The organism is Luteibacter rhizovicinus, from assembly GCF_004342265.1.
Taxonomy (GTDB): Bacteria; Pseudomonadota; Gammaproteobacteria; order Xanthomonadales; family Rhodanobacteraceae; genus Luteibacter; species Luteibacter rhizovicinus_B.
In genome coordinates this window covers 63,029-80,180 of record NZ_SMCS01000009.1, presented here as the reverse complement: position 1 = coordinate 80,180, position 17,152 = coordinate 63,029, and the positions used below count along the sequence as shown (strand labels likewise).

Annotated in this window: 18 protein-coding genes and 4 tRNA genes; 13 read left to right on the top strand and 9 right to left on the bottom strand. The window is 63.8% G+C overall.

From position 1 onward, the window contains the following. Nucleotides 1-57 precede the first annotated feature (57 nt). Nucleotides 58-894 (top strand): cytochrome c oxidase assembly protein, encoded by an 837-nt coding sequence (locus tag EC912_RS17595; RefSeq protein ID WP_132146898.1) that lies wholly within the window; start codon nucleotides 58-60, stop codon nucleotides 892-894. 164 nt (nucleotides 895-1,058) lie between these two features. Here EC912_RS17595 and ppk2 read toward each other — a convergent pair whose 3' ends face one another. From ppk2 to hemA, 3 genes are all read right to left on the bottom strand, one after another. Beyond that, complete coding sequence (gene ppk2 / locus EC912_RS17590; protein ID WP_132146757.1) at nucleotides 1,059-1,835, bottom strand: polyphosphate kinase 2; 777 nt, start codon at nucleotides 1,833-1,835, stop codon at nucleotides 1,059-1,061. Between the two features lie 66 nt (nucleotides 1,836-1,901). Continuing rightward, entirely contained in the window at nucleotides 1,902-2,984 is a 1,083-nt protein-coding gene (gene prfA / locus EC912_RS17585; RefSeq protein ID WP_132146754.1) for a peptide chain release factor 1, read from the bottom strand. Between the two features lie 64 nt (nucleotides 2,985-3,048). Then, nucleotides 3,049-4,320 carry a glutamyl-tRNA reductase gene (gene hemA / locus EC912_RS17580; protein ID WP_132146751.1) on the bottom strand — a complete coding sequence of 424 codons (1,272 nt, stop codon included), beginning with the start codon at nucleotides 4,318-4,320 and terminating at the stop codon, nucleotides 3,049-3,051. A 154-nt stretch (nucleotides 4,321-4,474) separates the two neighbouring features. Here hemA and EC912_RS17575 point away from each other — a divergent pair, with 154 nt between their 5' ends. The 8 genes from EC912_RS17575 (at nucleotide 4,475) to ychF (ending at nucleotide 11,909) form a co-directional block, all read left to right on the top strand. Continuing rightward, nucleotides 4,475-6,169, top strand: coding sequence for a tetratricopeptide repeat protein (locus tag EC912_RS17575; protein ID WP_243649339.1), 1,695 nt, complete (start codon nucleotides 4,475-4,477; stop codon nucleotides 6,167-6,169). Beyond that, the gene (gene lolB / locus EC912_RS17570; RefSeq protein ID WP_279389044.1) at nucleotides 6,166-6,768 is read left to right on the top strand and encodes a lipoprotein insertase outer membrane protein LolB; all 603 of its coding nucleotides are present in this window, start codon (nucleotides 6,166-6,168) and stop codon (nucleotides 6,766-6,768) included. Before EC912_RS17575 ends, lolB begins: the two co-directional genes overlap by 4 nt. Before the next feature lie 109 nt (nucleotides 6,769-6,877). Further along, nucleotides 6,878-8,269 carry a 4-(cytidine 5'-diphospho)-2-C-methyl-D-erythritol kinase gene (gene ispE / locus EC912_RS17565; RefSeq protein ID WP_132146745.1) on the top strand — a complete coding sequence of 464 codons (1,392 nt, stop codon included), beginning with the start codon at nucleotides 6,878-6,880 and terminating at the stop codon, nucleotides 8,267-8,269. 67 nt (nucleotides 8,270-8,336) lie between these two features. After that, nucleotides 8,337-8,413: transfer RNA gene (locus EC912_RS17560), tRNA-Gln, on the top strand. A 72-nt stretch (nucleotides 8,414-8,485) separates the two neighbouring features. Further along, on the top strand, nucleotides 8,486-9,424 hold the full coding sequence (locus tag EC912_RS17555) for a ribose-phosphate diphosphokinase (RefSeq protein ID WP_132146892.1): 939 nt from the start codon (nucleotides 8,486-8,488) through the stop codon (nucleotides 9,422-9,424). Nucleotides 9,425-9,499: 75 nt separating this feature from the next. After that, nucleotides 9,500-10,147: a 50S ribosomal protein L25/general stress protein Ctc gene (locus tag EC912_RS17550; protein ID WP_132146742.1), complete on the top strand. Its 648-nt coding sequence runs from the start codon at nucleotides 9,500-9,502 to the stop codon at nucleotides 10,145-10,147. Nucleotides 10,148-10,204: 57 nt separating this feature from the next. Beyond that, on the top strand, nucleotides 10,205-10,783 hold the full coding sequence (pth, locus tag EC912_RS17545; protein WP_132146739.1) for an aminoacyl-tRNA hydrolase: 579 nt from the start codon (nucleotides 10,205-10,207) through the stop codon (nucleotides 10,781-10,783). Between the two features lie 34 nt (nucleotides 10,784-10,817). Further along, complete coding sequence (gene ychF, locus EC912_RS17540) at nucleotides 10,818-11,909, top strand: redox-regulated ATPase YchF (RefSeq protein WP_132146736.1); 1,092 nt, start codon at nucleotides 10,818-10,820, stop codon at nucleotides 11,907-11,909. A 40-nt stretch (nucleotides 11,910-11,949) separates the two neighbouring features. Here the strand turns inward: ychF and EC912_RS17535 are convergent, their stop codons facing one another. The 6 genes from EC912_RS17535 to EC912_RS17510 all read right to left on the bottom strand — a co-directional run bounded on the left by EC912_RS17535 (nucleotide 11,950) and on the right by EC912_RS17510 (nucleotide 16,095). Next, entirely contained in the window at nucleotides 11,950-12,555 is a 606-nt protein-coding gene (locus EC912_RS17535; RefSeq protein WP_132146733.1) for an ATP-dependent Clp protease proteolytic subunit, read from the bottom strand. Nucleotides 12,556-12,597: 42 nt separating this feature from the next. After that, complete coding sequence (locus EC912_RS17530; RefSeq protein WP_132146730.1) at nucleotides 12,598-12,957, bottom strand: SRPBCC family protein; 360 nt, start codon at nucleotides 12,955-12,957, stop codon at nucleotides 12,598-12,600. After that, nucleotides 12,954-13,268 carry an ArsR/SmtB family transcription factor gene (locus tag EC912_RS17525; protein ID WP_132146727.1) on the bottom strand — a complete coding sequence of 105 codons (315 nt, stop codon included), beginning with the start codon at nucleotides 13,266-13,268 and terminating at the stop codon, nucleotides 12,954-12,956. Before EC912_RS17525 ends, EC912_RS17530 begins: the two co-directional genes overlap by 4 nt. Before the next feature lie 103 nt (nucleotides 13,269-13,371). Next, on the bottom strand, nucleotides 13,372-13,773 hold the full coding sequence (locus EC912_RS17520; protein ID WP_132146724.1) for an STAS domain-containing protein: 402 nt from the start codon (nucleotides 13,771-13,773) through the stop codon (nucleotides 13,372-13,374). Continuing rightward, on the bottom strand, nucleotides 13,770-14,198 hold the full coding sequence (locus EC912_RS17515) for an ATP-binding protein (protein WP_132146721.1): 429 nt from the start codon (nucleotides 14,196-14,198) through the stop codon (nucleotides 13,770-13,772). Before EC912_RS17515 ends, EC912_RS17520 begins: the two co-directional genes overlap by 4 nt. Next, nucleotides 14,179-16,095 carry a SpoIIE family protein phosphatase gene (locus tag EC912_RS17510; RefSeq protein WP_132146718.1) on the bottom strand — a complete coding sequence of 639 codons (1,917 nt, stop codon included), beginning with the start codon at nucleotides 16,093-16,095 and terminating at the stop codon, nucleotides 14,179-14,181. Before EC912_RS17510 ends, EC912_RS17515 begins: the two co-directional genes overlap by 20 nt. A gap of 103 nt (nucleotides 16,096-16,198) precedes the next feature. On the opposite strand from EC912_RS17510, the gene EC912_RS17505 reads away from it, so the two are divergent. The 4 genes from EC912_RS17505 (at nucleotide 16,199) to EC912_RS17490 (ending at nucleotide 17,147) form a co-directional block, all read left to right on the top strand. Further along, complete coding sequence (locus EC912_RS17505) at nucleotides 16,199-16,693, top strand: acyl-CoA thioesterase (RefSeq protein WP_132146715.1); 495 nt, start codon at nucleotides 16,199-16,201, stop codon at nucleotides 16,691-16,693. A gap of 175 nt (nucleotides 16,694-16,868) precedes the next feature. After that, nucleotides 16,869-16,954: transfer RNA gene (locus EC912_RS17500), tRNA-Tyr, on the top strand. Between the two features lie 17 nt (nucleotides 16,955-16,971). Next, a tRNA-Gly gene (locus tag EC912_RS17495) sits at nucleotides 16,972-17,045 on the top strand. A 26-nt stretch (nucleotides 17,046-17,071) separates the two neighbouring features. Continuing rightward, nucleotides 17,072-17,147: transfer RNA gene (locus tag EC912_RS17490), tRNA-Thr, on the top strand. Nucleotides 17,148-17,152 lie beyond the last annotated feature (5 nt).

The window sequence follows — 17,152 nt, the reverse complement described above, 5'->3', positions numbered from 1 at the left end:
GCGGCTATCCTGCCTGCCGGTTAGGGCGCATTCGCGCTCCGCGGGAGCTGTCGCGTGCTGTTGAAATGGATCGTCCCGTGGGAGTTCTCGTGGATTTTCCTCGCGACCTTCCTGGCAACGTCGTTTCTTTACTGGCGCGGGTCTCGACGGCTGCATGTATCGCCGTTGCGGCAGGCGGCTTTCTGGCTGGGCATGGCGACGGTATATGTGTCCCTGCACACCTATTTCGATTACTACGCGGAGCATGAGTTCTTCATGCACCGTATCCAGCAGGTGCTGCTGCATCATCTCGCGCCGCTGATGATCATCGCCGCGTATCCGGGAACGGTGCTGCGCGCCGGCCTTCCGTTGCGTTGGCGCGCGCGTTGGCTGCGGCCGGTTCAGCAGTCGCGCGCCTGGCGCGGCGTTTTCGCGGTATTGCTCAATCCGACCTTCGTGACGGCTACCTTCGTTGCGCTGATTCTCGTCTGGCTGATCCCGCCGATGCAGACGCTGGCGATGCTGGACTGGCGGATCTATCGCGCGATGAACTGGTCGATGATCGTGAGCGGGCTGGCTTACTGGTGGATCGTGCTCGACCACCGGCCGAAACCTCCGGGGCGCATGTCGCCCGGTGTGCGCGTATTGTCGCCGGCGATCACCATGACGCCGCAGATCGTGGCGGGCGCCATCGTCACGTTTTCGAAAACCGATCTGTATCCCATCTTCGAAATCTGTGGTCGCGCGTTCACCATGAACGTGCTGACGGGCCAGTTGATCGGTGGCCTGATCATGTGGGTGCCGGCTGCGATGATCGAATCGATCGGTGGGCTGCTGGCATTGCGGCAGTGGCTGAGGTTGTCGCGGAATGGGCGGTTGCCGAAGCGGGAGATTCGGCGGCGGGCCCGGGCGTAAAGCGGTCGGAGATTGTCGCTTGCCTTGCGTGGTCGCCGCGGATTCCGGCGTGCGCCGGAATGACGATACAGTGTTATCCGAATGCCGTGTTCCACATTCCCCTCACCGTCATTCCGGCGCACGCCGGAATCCGCAGCGATGCAATCGGTTTTCGCCCCGGTGCTTCAATAAACGACCGGCACCCGTAGCGCCGCCGCAGTCACATCCTCGCGCTTCAGCTTGTCCTTCAGCTTCGGCAACTTCACCGGTTTGTCCGGCAATCGCCGGTCGGGAATCTGATCGAGCAGGTGCCGTATGAGGTTCAATCGACCCGCCTTCTGATCGTTGAAATCGACCACGAACCACGGCGCGTTTTCCGCATGCGTCCGTTCGATCATCGCATTGCGCAGCTTGCCGACCTTGCCGTATTTCTCGCGCATCTTCATGTCGACGGGCGAGAGTTTCCAGCGCTTCAACGGATCGTCCGCACGTTCGGCGAACCGCTTTTCCTGTTCGGCCTGATCGACGGTCAGCCAGTATTTCAGCAGGATCACGCCATCGTCGGCGACGAGTTTCTCGAAGGTGGGGCAGGCGGCGAGGAACGCCTCGCATTGTTCGTCGGTACAGAAGCCCATGGCCGGTTCGACGACCGCGCGGTTGTACCAGCTGCGGTCGAACAGCACGAATTCGCCAGCCGACGGGAAGTGTTCGACGTAGCGCTGGAAGTACCACTGCGTTTCCTGCGCCGGACTCGGCTTGCCAAGCGCGACGACACGCGCTGCGCGGGTATCGAGCTTGTCGGTGATTGCCTTGATCGTGCCGCCCTTGCCGGCGGCATCGCGGCCTTCGAATACCACGATCAGCCGCTTGCCCGTGGACCGGAGCCAGCGGGTGAGGCCGACCAGCTCGATCTGCAAGGCTTCGAGTGTCTTTTCGTATTCCTTCTTGCGCGAATCGCTCACGGCACGTGCCCCGATGGGTTGGAGGGCACTGTTTAGCACTGTTTGGCGTGCGCGGGGAGTGAGGGTTTACGAGGCGGCCGTCAGCGACCTGAGTTCGTCGGCCTGGTATTCGCGGGTCAGGGTATCGATCAGTTCGTCCAGGTCGCCCTGCATCGTCTCGGCCAGCTGGTAGATCGTGAGATTGATGCGGTGGTCGGTGATGCGGCCCTGCGGGAAGTTGTACGTGCGGATACGCTGGCTGCGATCGCCGCTGCCGACCTGAAGGCGGCGGGACTCCGCCTGCGCGGCGCTCTGCTTGCTGCGCTCGACGTCCAGCAGGCGGGCTTTCAAAAGGCTCATGGCGCGCGCCCGGTTCTTGTGCTGGCTGCGCTCGTCCTGGCATTCCACGACGGTGCCGGTGGGCAGGTGGGTGATGCGGATGGCCGAGTCGGTCTTGTTGACGTGCTGCCCGCCGGCGCCCGACGCGCGGAAGGTATCGACCTTGAGGTCGGCGTCGCGCAGTTCGATATCGTCGATCTCGTCCTGCTCGGGCAGGATGGCGACCGTGGCGGCGGAGGTGTGGATGCGCCCCTGCGATTCGGTGTCCGGTACGCGCTGGACGCGATGGGTGCCCGATTCGAACTTCAGTCGCGAATAGGCGCCGCGGCCTTCGACACGCGCGACCACTTCCTTGTAGCCACCGTGTTCGCCGGGACTGGCACTGAGGATTTCCACCTGCCAGCGCTGACGTTCGGCGTAGCGTGCGTACATGCGGAAGAGATCGCCGGCGAACAGCGCCGCTTCGTCGCCGCCCGTGCCAGCGCGCACTTCGAGGAAGACGTTGCCTTCGTCGCGCGGGTCTTTCGGCAGAAGCAGGACTTGCAGCTCGGCGTCGAGATCGGTCAGCTGCTTCTCGATGCGGTCGATGTCGTCGGCCGCCATGTCGCGCATTTCGGGGTCGTCGAGCATGGCCCGCGTTTCGGCCAGCTCGCGCTCGGCGAGGTCGTGGGCGTGCAGCGACGTGACGACGGGTTCGAGCTGTCCGTATTCGCGCGACAGCTCGCGGAAGCGGTTGTTGTCGGCCAGCACGTCGGGCTGGCTGAGCAACAGGCCGATTTCCTCATGGCGTTCGGCGAGGGCTTCGAGTTTGCGGCGGATCGAGGGCGTCATGCGTCTCGCAGTCGGGGAAGGGCTGTACGGAGGGAGGCAGGTTTGCCGGCTCCAGGGCCGCGCATCATGCGGAAACGTCGTCTTCCGCGTCCAGTCCGTAAAGGCGACCGGCGGCATGCAGCAGGTCGAGATCGCCCGAGAGGGCGGCGTCGCGCAGTCGCGCGCTGGGTGCGTGCAGGAGCTTGTTCGTCAGCGTATTGGCCAGGAATGCGAGCGCCTCGTCGGGCGAGCGGCCGCGCGCGAGCATCGCCTGAGCCTTGCCCAGCACCTCGTCTCGCTGCGCTTCGGCGGCCTGGCGCATGTCGACGGCGGGATTGCGCAGGGTGAGGGCGCGACGCCACGACATGTAACGGTCGACCTGCAGGTCGATGATCGCTTCGGCTTCGCGCGCGGCGGTTTCCCGCGAGCGACGGTTTTCGTCGATGACCTGCTTCAGGTCGTCGATGCCGTAGAGGAACACGTCGTTCAGTCGAGCGACCTCGGGTTCGATGTCGCGCGGCACGGCGATGTCCACCATGAACATCGGGCGGCGACGGCGAGCGGAAATGGCGTGGGACACCATCTCGCGCGTGACCACGGGCTGGCGCGACGCCGTCGACGAAATGACGATGTCGGCTTCGGCAAGATGTTGCGGGAGGTCGGCGAGCGCGATGGCGTAGCCGCTGTAACGGGTGGCCAGTTCCTGCGCGTTCTCCAGCGTGCGGTTCGCCACGATCAGCCGGCGGACGCCCTTGTCGGCAAGGTGCCGGGCGGCCAGTTCGATCGTTTCGCCGGCGCCGATCAGCAGGACGCAGGCTTGTTTGAGATCGGTGAAGACCTGCTCGGCAAGGCGCACGGCGGTATAGGCGACCGATACGGTATGCGCGCCAATCCGCGTATCCGTGCGCACGCGTTTGGCGACGGCGAAGGTGTGCTGGAGCAGGCGTTCCATCGGTGCGCGCAGGGCGTGCGCGGAACGGGCTTGCTGATACGCGTCCTTCACCTGCCCGAGGATCTGCGGTTCGCCGAGCACCATCGAGTCGAGTCCAGTTGCCACGCGAAACATGTGGCGTACGGCATCGCTTTCGTCGTGACGGTAAAGGAACTCATCGAGGCGTTGCGGGGTCAATCGGTGTTGACGCGACAGCCATGCCTGCGGGACGGCCTCTGCACCCTCGGCCACGCTGACGTAAAGCTCGGTCCGGTTGCACGTGGACAGGATCATCGCTTCTTCCACGCCCGGCTGGCGGGCGAGGTCGCCCAGCGCCTCCGGAGCGACCGTGGCGTCGAATGCCACCTGTTCGCGCAGGCTGACCGGCGCGGTGAGGTGATTGAGCCCGAGGGCGATGAGTGGCATGACGTGCGCGGCTGTCGACGGGTGCTTGGGTCAGTATGACGTAGGCTAAGCTTGTGGGCGCGGCATCCGGAATTAAACGGAATGCCTCTTAGGCGTGTAATGGAGACGAATTGTGCGGAGCGGGCGGTCTAAGTTCAAGCAAGTGCGGCATTTTGTGGCTGTTGCGGTCGCGCTGGCGGCCCTTGCGGGCTGTGCGACAGCTCCCGAGCGGGTAGCCCGGACACCGGCCAGCGCCCAGCCTCTGGACCATCTTCAGGTGGCGATTCTTCCTCCCGAGCGGGACCTGACGGCCCAGTTGCTGGAGGGCGACTTCGCCCTGGCTCATAACGACCTCAAGGCCGCGTCCGCGGCTTATGGCCGGGCGGCCTTCCTCACGGATGACCCGAAAGTGGCCGCGCGCGCTACCGAACTGGCGCTGGCCGTACACGATATTCCCGCCGTCGGGCAGGCCCTGGATCGCTGGAAAGCCCTTGGCGCCACGCCTGCCCAGATGGCCAGCACGCGCGCGCGACTCGCGCTGGATCGCGGCGATACCGACGACGCGCGGCAACAATTGGAACTGCTGGTGTCTTCCGGCGATCCGGATGCCTGGCGCGAGTTCGGCCGGATCATCCTGTCGGCGCGCGACGCGGCACAGGCGGCCCAGTTGCTCGAGCAGGTCGCGACGCCCCAGCGGCTGCCCAATGACGCCCAGGCGTGGTTGGCGATGGCCGAGCTAGGCGAAGGCCTGGGTCGCCACGATTACGCCGCCCGGACGGGCCAGGCTGCGATGGCGCGTTTCCACAACGCCGAAACGTACGCCTGGGCCGCTCAGCAGAAATTCCGTGCGAAGGACCCGGCGGGCGCCAGGGTGCTGTTCGCCAAGGCCATGCAGAAAGACCCGAAGAACGCGCGTCTGCGCCTGGCCTACGCGACCCTGCTGGCGCAGGGAGGCGACGAAGCTGGCGCGACGAAGGTGTTGTCCACCGGCGCGCAGGACGCCGATACCTATGCGTTGCGTACCACGCTGGCCGCACGTGCCAACGACAAAGCCGCCATGCGTCGCCTGTATGAGGAAATCCAGCGTCGCCCCGACGACGAGCAGGCGGACAGTGCCTTCACGCTCGGGCAACTGGCCGAAATGCTGGACAAGAAAGAAGACGCGCTGGACTGGTACGCCGACGTTCCCGACGACGATGCGCATGCTTTCGACGCGTCGGTGCGTAGCGCGGTGGTGCTCGATGGCCAGGGCAAGAAAGACGAAGCGCACGCGCTCGTTGCCGACCTGCAGACCGCTTACGCGGACCAGCCCGACAGTCTGCGCAAGGCGTTCGGTCTGGATGCGGAGCTATACATGCGGGAGGGCAGCTTCAACGAGGCCGCCGACGCGTATTCGCATGCGCTGCGTGTGAAGGCGGACGATCCGGAGATGCTGTACGGCCGTGGTCTCGCGTATTCGGAGGCGGGCAAGATCGATCTGGCCGTGGCTGACTTCCGCCGCGTACTGGAACTGAAACCCGGCGACGTCGAGACAAGCAACGCGCTGGGTTACACGCTGGCCGACAGCGATCGCGACCTCGACGAAGCACAGACGCTCCTGCAGGCCGCGCGCTCGGCGCGCCCGAACGATCCGGCTATCGCCGATTCCTGGGGCTGGCTGCAATACCGTCAGGGCCGTCTCGACAGCGCCGAACAGACGCTGCGCGGTGCCTGGGGTGCACGCAAGGACGCCGACGTCGGCGTGCATCTGGCCGAGGTGCTCTGGAAGCGCGGCGAACACGGCGAAGCGAAGCGCGTACTCGATGAAGTGCGCAAGCTCGACCCGAAAAACGCGACCTTGCGGAGTACCGAGCAGAGGTTGAAGCCGTGAGGTTGCGTTTCGTTGTCGCGGCATTGCCGCTGATGTTCCTCGCCGCCTGTACCGCCCCCATCGTCCGTCAGCAGGGCGATGCCGCCATGCTGGGCGCGCAGGAAAGCAGGGAGCGGGCGCTCGCGGGCAAGGATCGCTGGACAGTCGAGGGCAAGCTGTCCGTGTCCAACGGACAGGATGGCGGCAGCGGCACGCTGGTCTGGCACCAGAGCGGCGACCGCTACGAATTCACCGTGCGCGGACCAGTGACGGGCAAGAGCTTCCGCCTGAGCGGCGGTCCCGAGGGAGCCGAGCTGGAAGGGCTGGACGGCGGCCCGCAGCGCGGCGCCGACGCCGAGTCGCTGATGGCGCGCACGCTTGGCTGGCAACTGCCCATGCGCGACCTGCGTGCCTGGGTGCTTGGGTTGCGCGCGGACAGCGGCGCGGCAGACATAGCTTTCGGCGCCGACCGGCTGCCGTCGCGCATCACTCAGGACGGTTGGCAGGTCGATTACCGTGCATGGGATGCGACGCGCGATCCGGCGCTGCCATTGAAAGTCTTCGCGGAGCGTCCGCCGTACAAGGTGCGCTTGTCGATCGAATCGTGGAAGTTCGATTGACGCGACGCTCGGTTGCGCTGCGCGCCATGTCTGACCCAGCGATAGCTTGGTAGGGCATCGCGCGCAACGCGTCCGACTATAATCCCGACCTTTCTTCCGCGGCCCTCCCATGCCCATCCGAATCGCGCGTGCCGAACCTTCGCAGGCCGATATCCTGTGCGATATCGAGCGCGCGGCTGTCGAGCTGTTTCGCGGGCATGAAGCGTGGCCGTCGTATTCGACGATGACCCTGCCGCGCGACGTCGTCCACGACCTGATCACCCGGGGTTTCGTCTGGATCGCGCTCGACGGCGACGTCGTCGTGGGTTTCGTCTGCCTGGATGTGGAGCAGGGGGGCGATACCGTCGGTATCGCCGAAATCGATGTGCTTCCCGCCTATGGCCGCCGGGGCATCGGTGCGAGCTTGCTCGAACACGCGTGCGAGTGGGCGCGGGAAGCGGGGTTTCGCCGGGTCGACCTCGGCACGCTGGCCGATGTGCCGTGGAATGCGCCGTTCTACGCGAAACACGGTTTCGTGGTGAAGGACAAGCGCGCACCGGAGTTCGCGTTCGCCCTGGAGCGGGATCGCGAGAATGGCTTTCCCGATCGTCTGCGCGTCTTCATGAGTCGCGAACTGAAACCGTTAGCTGCCGGCGACTGGACGGTATGGCCCGCGCCGGCAAAGCTGAACCTGTTTTTGCGCATCACCGGTCGTCGTCCCGATGGCTACCACGAGTTGCAGACGGTCTTTCGCCTGCTCGACTGGGGCGACGAGGTCCGTCTGCGCGTACGTGCCGATGGCGCCATCGCACGTCCCGTCGCGGTCGACGGCGTGGCGGAAGAGGCCGACCTGACCGTACGTGCCGCGCGCCTCCTGGCCGGACATACGGGTGTCTCGCTTGGCGCCGAGATCGAGGTTCGCAAGCGCATTCCGATGGGTGGGGGACTCGGCGGCGGCAGTTCCGATGCTGCCACCGTGCTGGTGGGGCTCAATGCCCTGTGGGGCACCGGACTGAACGAGGACGCTTTGGCGACGCTGGGGCTGAAACTCGGTGCCGACGTTCCCGTTTTCGTTCGTGGACGCTCCGCCTGGGCCGAAGGCGTGGGCGAGCGTCTTTCGCCGATCAAGCTCCCTAGGCGTTGGTACGTGGTGCTCGACCCCCGCGAACACGTACCTACGGCAGCCTTGTTCCAGGCATCCGAATTGACACGAAATGCTGCGCCAGCGACAATTTCATCCTTTGTTTCCGGCGATTCGGCTGAAAATGCCTTCGAACCGGCGGTTCGCGCGCGACACCCCCGGGTGGCCGCGGCGCTGGACTGGCTGGGTCGACATGGCCGCGCGCGCCTTTCCGGCAGCGGCGGCTGCGTTTTTCTGGAAACACGAACACACGAGGCGGCGCTTGGCGTTGCCTTGCGCTGTCCGGAAGCCTTCGTCGCCCATGTGGCGGCGGGTGTGGACCCGTCACCGCTGCACCTTGCGCGGCAACGGATCCTGGCACGCCGGGCAGCTAAGCAATAACGAAGAGGAAGACAGCCGCAGGTCGGCGGTGAGTACGGTCGGAAAAGGTTCCGCCGAATGCGTTTGTTGGGGCGTCGCCAAGCTGGTTAAGGCACGGGATTTTGATTCCCGCATACGCAGGTTCGAATCCTGCCGCCCCAGCCATCTCCTTGAGGGATGGCATGCACACCCCCCTTCACTCATTCCAAGAGGTTCCCTGTGGATACGTCCACCCCGATGCTGTTTACCGGCAACGCGCACCGCGCGCTTGCCGAAGATGTCGCCCAGCGCCTCGGCGTTCCGCTCGGCAAAGCGCTGATCGGTCGTTTCAGCGATGGCGAAGCGCAGATCGAGATCGAAGAAAACGTACGTAAGCAGGAAGTGTTCGTCATTCAGCCGACGGGCGCGCCCAGCGCGGAAAACCTGTTCGACCTGCTGGTGCTGGTGGATGCGCTGAAGCGCGCGTCGGCCGCCAGCGTCACGGCGGTCATGCCGTATTTCGGCTATGCCCGTCAGGATCGTCGCCCGCGTTCGGCGCGCGTGCCGATCACGGCCAAGCTGGCCGCCAAAATGATCGCCACGGCGGGCGTCGACCGCGTTCTCACGGTCGATCTTCACGCCGATCAGATCCAGGGCTTCTTCGATATCCCCGTGGATAACGTTTACGCCTCGCCCGTGCTGCTGGCCGACATCTGGCGCCACCACAGCATGGACGACCTGATCGTGGTCAGCCCGGACGTCGGTGGCGTGGTTCGCGCCCGCGCCCTGGCCAAGCGCCTCGACGACGCCGATCTGGCGATCATCGACAAGCGCCGTCCCAAGGCCAATGTGGCCACGGTCATGAATATCATCGGCGACGTGGAAGGCAAGACCTGCGTCCTGGTCGACGATATCGTCGATACGGCCGGCACCCTGTGCGCCGCCGCCGCCGCCCTGAAGGAAAAGGGCGCCCGCCGGGTCGTGGCATACTGTGTGCATCCGGTGCTCTCGGGCGCTGCGATTTCCAATATCGAGAACTCCCAGCTGGACCAGCTGGTGGTGACCAATACGCTCCCCCTGCGCGCCGATGCGCTGGGATGTGCGAAAATCCGCCAGTTGTCCGTCGCGGAACTGCTTGCCGAGACCATCCGGCGCATCGCTTTCGGCGAATCGGTCAGCTCGCTCTATATCGACTGAGTTTCACGGCTTCCCTGGTCGCGGGGAAGTCGCACCAACCACCGCGAGGTGGTTTTTATCAACGAGGCAACACCCATGGCAACGAATCACAACATCAAGGCGGAAATCCGCAAGGACGAGGGGAAAGGTGCGAGCCGCCGCCTGCGTCGTGCGGGTTACGTCCCGGCAGTCGTCTACGGCTCCAACCAGGAGCCGCAGAGCATCCAGATCCTGCACAACACGATCCTCCTCGCTTACCGCGACGAGTCGTTCGCATCGTCGGTCCTCGATCTGGACATCGACGGCAAGGTGCAGAAGGTGCTCGTGCGCGACCACCAGAAGCATCCGTTCAAGCAGCTGATGCTGCACATGGACTTCCTGCGCATCAACGAGAACGAAGCCATCCGCGTCGCTATCCCGGTTCACTTCCTGAACCAGGAAAAGTCGCCGGCTGGCAAGACCGCGGGTCTGGTGATTTCGCACAACCTCACGGAAGTCACGGTTTCGTGCCTGCCGAAGGACCTGCCGGAATTCCTCGAGCTGGACTTGGGCGAGCTGAAGGCTGGCGACATCATCCACCTTTCGGAAGTGAAGCTTCCGAAGAACGTCGTGATCCCCGAGCTGGCGCTCGGCAAGGAACACGATGTCGCCATCGTCACCGTGGCGTCGGTCAAGGAAGAAGTCGACGCCGCTCCGGCCGAGGCTGTTGCCCCGACCGAAGAAAAGCCGGCCGACAAGAAGTAATCGGCGGTGGCCCGTGCGTCTGGTACGTCGCGGGCCACCTTCGTTTCTTCGTAAAGCATGGCGGGACTTCGTCTCATCGTCGGCCTCGGCAATCCCGGGGCCGAATACGTCAGAACCCGGCACAATGCCGGGTTCTGGTTTGTTGACGCCCTGGCAATGGACCAGGGAGAACGTTTCGGATTCGACGGCAAGCTGCATGGCGAGATCTGCAAGCTGCGTATCGACGGAGAAACGGTCTGGCTGCTGAAGCCCTCGACCTTCATGAATAAAAGCGGCATCGCCGTTGCATCGGCGCTGCGCTATTACAAGATCGCTCCCGAAGAGTGTCTCGTCGCCCACGACGAACTCGACCTCGATCCGGGTACGGTGCGCCTCAAGTTCGACGGCGGGCACGGCGGCCAGAATGGCCTGCGCGATATCGTGGCTCACCTGGGTCACGGCAAGTTTCACCGGATGCGTGTCGGCATCGGCCATCCTGGCCACAAGGATAAAGTCACGCCGTGGGTGCTCGGGCGCCCGTCGGTCGCCGACGAAGACGCGATCATGCAAGGCATCGACCGCGCGTTCGACGTGCTGCCGCTGGCAATCGAAGGTCGCTTCGACGAAGCGATGAAGCGATTGCATACGAAGGCCTGAGGCCTTCATCTCTCACTCTGATTCTGGACGTCCCATGGGCATCAAATGCGGCATCGTCGGTCTGCCTAACGTCGGCAAGTCCACCCTGTTCAACGCCTTGACCAAGGCGGGTATCGCAGCGGCCAATTTCCCGTTCTGCACGATCGAACCGAATACCGGCATCGTGCCTGTGCCCGATCCCCGCCTGGAAGCGCTGTCGACCATCGTGAAGCCGCAGCGCGTGGTTCCCACGACCATGGAGTTCGTCGATATCGCGGGCCTCGTTGCGGGCGCGTCGAAAGGCGAGGGCCTGGGTAACAAGTTCCTCGCGCATATTCGCGAAGTCGACGCGGTTGCCCATGTCGTACGCTGTTTCGATGACGGCAACGTCATCCACGTGGCGAACAAGGTCGATCCCATCGCGGACATCGAGACGATCGATACCGAGCTGGCGCTGGCGGACCTTGAGTCGGTCGCGAAGGCGCTGGATCGCGCCACGCGCGCCGCCAAGGCCAATGACAAGGACGCGATGGCGAAGAAGCCGGTGCTTGAAAAGTTGCAGGCCGGTCTCGATGCGGGCAAGTCCGCGCGTTCGCTGGGGCTGGATGCGGACGAGAAGGCACTCGTCCGCGACCTGTTCCTGATCACCATGAAGCCGCTGATGTACATCGCGAACGTCGCGGAAGACGGTTTCGAGAACAACCCGCATCTGGACGCCGTACGTGCGCACGCAGCGACCGAAGGCGCCGAGGTGGTGCCGGTCTGTGCCGCGATCGAAGAAGAGCTCTCGCAGCTGGACGACGCCGATCGCGACGAATTCCTTGCCAGCCTGGGCATCGACGAGCCGGGCCTCAATCGCGTGATTCGCGCGGGCTACCGCCTGCTGGGCATGCAGACTTATTTCACCGCCGGAGTGCAGGAAGTGCGCGCATGGCAGCTGCGCGCGGGCTCCACGGCACCGCAGGCAGCAGGCGTCATTCATACCGACTTCGAGCGTGGTTTCATTCGCGCCGAAACGATCGGCTACGACGACTTCGTTACGTATAAGGGCGAGGCTGGCGCGAAAGAAGCGGGGCGGCTCCGTCTGGAAGGCAAGGAATACATCGTGAAGGAAGGCGACGTGCTGCACTTCCGGTTCAATGTCTGATTAAAAAAGGCCCCGAAAGGGGCCTTTTTTATAGCGCGCTTCAGGCGCCAGCGTTCCGTCCCTTGATGACGCGGTCGATCAATCCCCATTCCATCGCTTCCTCCGATGTCATGAAGTGATCTCTATCGAGAGTGCGCTCGACTTCCTCGTAGGTGCGCCCGCAATGTTCGGCATAAAGCCGGGTGACACAATGCTTGGTCCGTTGCATCTCTTCGGCCTGGATGAGGATATCCGACGCCTGCCCTTGAACGCCGCCTAGCGGTTGATGGACGTGCAGACTCGCATTGGCGAGTGCTGCTCTCTCGCCCGGCTCACCCGCCATCAGCAGAAACGAACCCATGGAGCGGGCCGTTCCCATGCACAGCGTATGCACGGGCGCTTTGATGTAGCGCATGGTGTCGTACATGGCGAAGCCGCTTGTAATGACGCCGCCAGGCGAATTGATGTACAGATGGATCGGCTTTTCCGGGTTCTCGGCTTCCAGGAAAAGGAGCTGCGCGCAAATCACTGCGGATACCTCGTCGTTGACTTCGCCGCTCAGGAAGACGATGCGCTCGCGCAGAAGCCGCGAATAGATGTCGAAGGACCGTTCTCCCCGGCTGGATTGTTCGACGACCATAGGGACGAGTTGCATCGCTTCGCGCATGGGCGAACTCCTGTTTTCCGGATTTGTTGTTGGTTCAAGGCGTCAGGCGGCGCACATGAGGTAGGGCCAGCTGTCGTTCGCGGCTGTCTGCGCGTGGCGCACCAGTCGTGCGTCGTCCAGCCCATGGGTGATTCTGAGTACGGTGCCGCCAACGGCATTGGGACCGACTTGAAGCGTCACGATGCTTTCGAGGAAGGGCGGCTCGTCGTCCCGCATCCTGTAGCGAATTTCCTCGCCTGGCGTCGAAGAAACGGGCTCGACATCGGCCAATGCTCCTGTCGGCAGCCATTTTTCACGAAATGCGGGGATGCTGATTGCCCGCCAGACTTTTTCGGGCGACGCATCGAGTTCGTACTCGAGCACTACATCCTTCGTCTGCGTTTTGGTCCCGATGTCGTTCATTGGTCCATGTCCTTCAGCAACGCTTTCAAGGTGTCGACCCGCGCCGGCCAGTAGGCGCGATACTTCGCCAGCCATCGGACCACGAGCAGCAGGCCCTCTGGGTCGACCTCGTAATTGACGAATCGGCCTTGCCGTTCTTCGCGCACCAGCTTTGCGTTGCGCAGAACGGAAAGGTGCTGGGACATGGCCGATTGACTGATCTCCATACCTTCCCGCAAAGCACTGGCGTTCATGCTGCCGATCGCCAGTTTTCCGAAGATCGTGCGGCGGGTCGGGTCGGCCAGGGCTTTGAAGATGTCGTTCTCTACCATGGCATCACATTAGCGAGTACTTATCTTATTGGCAAGCGTTCCGCGCGTCGGAGTGACTTCGAGGGGAGGGGGTTTGTCGGTAGGTGAGTAGTGCGCCGGGTAGCTATTCGCTGGTCGGCTGCAAGTCCGTTCGCCCGGTCACTTGTCGCTGCATCAGATCCAGATACTGATCCAGCTCCGCGATGTCCGCGAACACCTCCGCGACGGGCACCGCTTTCACGATGTCGAAGACCTTGCGCACCTGCGGTTGCGGGTTGAGCAGCAGCGTGCGGCCGTCCCGGTCGTGCATGGCCTTGCGCAGCTGCGCCAGACTGCGCAGGCCCGCGCTGCTGATGTATTCCAGTCCGCTGAGATCGAGTACCAGCGTGCCGCCGTTGTCGACCATGGGCGTGACGTCGCGCACCGCCTCGTCGAATTGCGAATAGGTCTCCGCGTCGAGCCGGCCATCCAGCCAGACCGTGCTCCTCTTGGGGGTGGGGCTCTCGCTGCGGAGATTCAGGATCATGCGGGGGTTTCTTCCGAAAGGGATTGATCGAAACGGATGACGACATGGTTGCTGTCGCCGTCGCGTGAGTAGTGCATGTCGCTTGCGATGCTGCGGGCCAGATGAACCCCCAGGCCGCCGACCGCGTCGTGTTGCGCGAGGTCGCCTGGAAGCTCCGGCGTCTCGATGCCCAGCGGGTTGAATGGCATGGCGTCGTCGCGCAGTTCCACCGTGACGGTGGGCGGCCTGATGTCGAGTTTTATGGCGATGGAGCCGTCCCGCCCGTCCGGATAACCGTGACGTACGGTATTGACCATCAGCTCTTCCAGTACGAGCCGGATATCGGCGCGGAACGACGGATTGAGGGCAGCCTTATCCAGCGCATCCTCGGCATGATCGAGCGCGTCGAATACTTCGTGCAGGCGATTACGAATGTGCAGCCGCATCGATGCGAACCCCCTCGCTTCGTGCCTCGCGCCAGGTAAGGGCCAGCAGCGCGATATCGTCGTAGGGCGCGCGACCTTCCACGTAGGTATCCACGTCGCTCAGTACGCGGTCGACATAAGCCTCAGGTGCCGAGCCTTCCTCGACGCGTGCCACGCTATCGAGCAGGGATTGCGCGCCATACAGGCGTTGACGGTCGTTGTGAGCCTCGCTGACGCCGTCGGTGTACATGAGAACCGTGTCGCCCTCCAGCAGTGTGAGCACCCGGACAGGATAGCTGGCCGCGCTGTCGAGGCCGAGTGCGGGTCCGGTCTCCACATCGACAAGATTGGTCGTGCCACCGGCGTGCAGCACCGGCTGTTCGTGTCCCGCGCTGGCGAGCGACAGCATGCCGGTTTCGGTTTCGATCACGCCGCACAGCAGCGTAACGAACATGCAGGTGTCGTTGTCCTTGCACAGTTCACGATTCAGTACGGCGAGAATGTCGCGTGGAGAGCGCGCATGCGTGGCCACCGTGCGGGCAAGCGTGATCGTGCGGGCCATGAATAAGGCTGCGGGAATGCCCTTGTCCGATACGTCGCCGACCATTACGCACAGATGATCCGCACCGAGCATGAAATAGGCGTACAGATCGCCGCCCACGGCGCTGGCCGGCTGAAGGGTGGCGTAAAGTTCGAGCTTGCCGTTGTCGGCGACATAGTGCGGTTCGGGTAGCAGGGCGAGCTGGATCTGTCGTGCGATTTCCAGCTCGCTGGCCATGCGCGCCTGGTCGCGCGCGCTACGTTTGGCGCCCTCGATATGCACCGCCAGCTGCCGGCGCATATCGTCGAATGCCCGGTTGAGGCGGGCCACCTCATCGTCGCCGCGCAGCGTGGGCAGCGCGAAATCCAGCTCGCCGCGCGCGACATGTTCGGCACGGTCGGCCAGTACGCCGAGCGGTGCCATCAGCCGGCGTGCGAGCAGGATCGCGATAAGGAAGACCCCGAAGAGAGTGAGGGCGCCCAGTCCTGCGTCGACAAGAAAATTGCGCCGGACGCCGGTGAATATCTGACGTTCGGGAACGACCAGTCCGAACGTCCAGCGGGTTCCTTTTACGGGAACGAAATACACCCACACGGGTTCGCTGATACGGCCGCCTTCCTCGGGAGTCAGGCGTACCGGCGCGCCCTTGCCGTTCGCCAGGGCGCTCAGGAGCGCGGTGCTGCCCCGCGTGCTGATGTAGGAGGTCCATTCGTGTGCGAGGAAGTCGCCATTTCCGTCCAGCACGAACGCGTACGCGTGTGGCGTTTTTTCCAGTTCGCCCAGCGCCGCCTGCAACCATTCGATGCTGACAGTGACGTCGGCGACGCCAATCACCGGTATGTTCTTGCCCGGTATCGCGACCGAATAACCGATCAGCGTCTGTTCGCGGTCGAAGGAGCGAAAGGGCGGTTGCCAGCAGCCCCTGTCGCAATTCAGGCCGCGTATGAACCATGGAGCGGACCAGTAGAGTTCGGACTCGCCCACACGACTGGCGAGGGTGATCCGACCATCCTTCGCACGCCTGGCAACAGGCGCGTCGTCTTCGCGCAGGGCCGCGTTGTCGCGAGGCACGAAGGCCGCGGTGATATTCACGATGTCCGGATTCGACGCCAATGCGTCGCGGATCAGTCCCTGTGCCTGGTCGCGCCGCGTGCCCAGCATGCCGGCGAGAACCTGGGCCACGTCGCCCACGCCATCGATCCGGTTCTGAATGCGTTGCGCCGCTCCGGAGGCCAGGGCGGTGTATTCGCGCTGGGTCTGATCCAGCACCTGCTCGCGTGTATGGACGAGCAGCAATCCGCCCGTGGTCAGCATGACGATCGCCGATCCGAGTACGACGCCCATCGCCAGTCGAGATGCCACGCTGTGCAACACCATCGTAGTGTTCCCCCGGGGCTTACCGCGAATCTAAGCGAGCCTGCGACGCTCGGCAAGCGACATCGCAAGGCATAATGCGGGTTTGCCATCATGGGGTCGGGACATGCCGGGTACGCAGCGCGAGGTCAATTTTCGCTTTCTGGCCCAGCCGACGGATGTGAATTTCGGCGGCAAGGTCCACGGCGGCATGGCCATGAAATGGCTGGATCAGGCGGGCTACGCCTGCGCGGTGGGTTGGAGCGGGGCGTATTGCGTCACCGCGTCGGTCAGCGGTATCCAGTTTCTTGGTCCCATTCTCATTGGCGATCTCGTCACGGTGCGGGCAAGGCTGATCCATACGGGTACCTCGAGCATGCATCTGGCGGTGGATGTGCTTGCGCGAGATCTGCGCAGCGGCGATGAGCGGCTGGCCACCAGTTGCGTGATGGTTTTCGTGGCTCTGGACCGTCCCGATGGCGGTCGGCCGACGCCCGTTCCGTCCTGGGTGCCGAAGGGTGAGGACGATCTCCGCCTGCAGGAATACGCGCTGAAACTGATGGAAATGTCGCGGGCGATGGAGCCCCTCGTGACCGCGATCCGGCAAAAATCCGCGATATAAATCGCCGGACAGGCTTCCCAATGAGCGAGCGCATGGATACACTTCGCGGCTGCCTGGCGACTCCCCGTCCGCCGGGCTGTCGTTAGGGCGCCATGCCTTGTCATTCGCACGTTCTCGACACGTGTAGAACTGTTGACAGTTTCACGGGCGCTCGCGACAATAGGCGTTCTTTGTTGGAGGGATACCCAAGCGGCCAACGGGGGCAGACTGTAAATCTGCTGGCTTACGCCTTCGGTGGTTCGAATCCACCTCCCTCCACCAGACGAGTTCCGCGCAGTGCGGGAGTAGTTCAATGGTAGAACTTCAGCCTTCCAAGCTGATTGTGCGGGTTCGATTCCCGTCTCCCGCTCCATTGAAGCTTCGCGCGTTGCGTACAGTGCTCATGTAGCTCAGTCGGTAGAGCACTTCCTTGGTAAGGAAGAGGTCGCTGGTTCGATTCCAGTCATGAGCACCACTTCA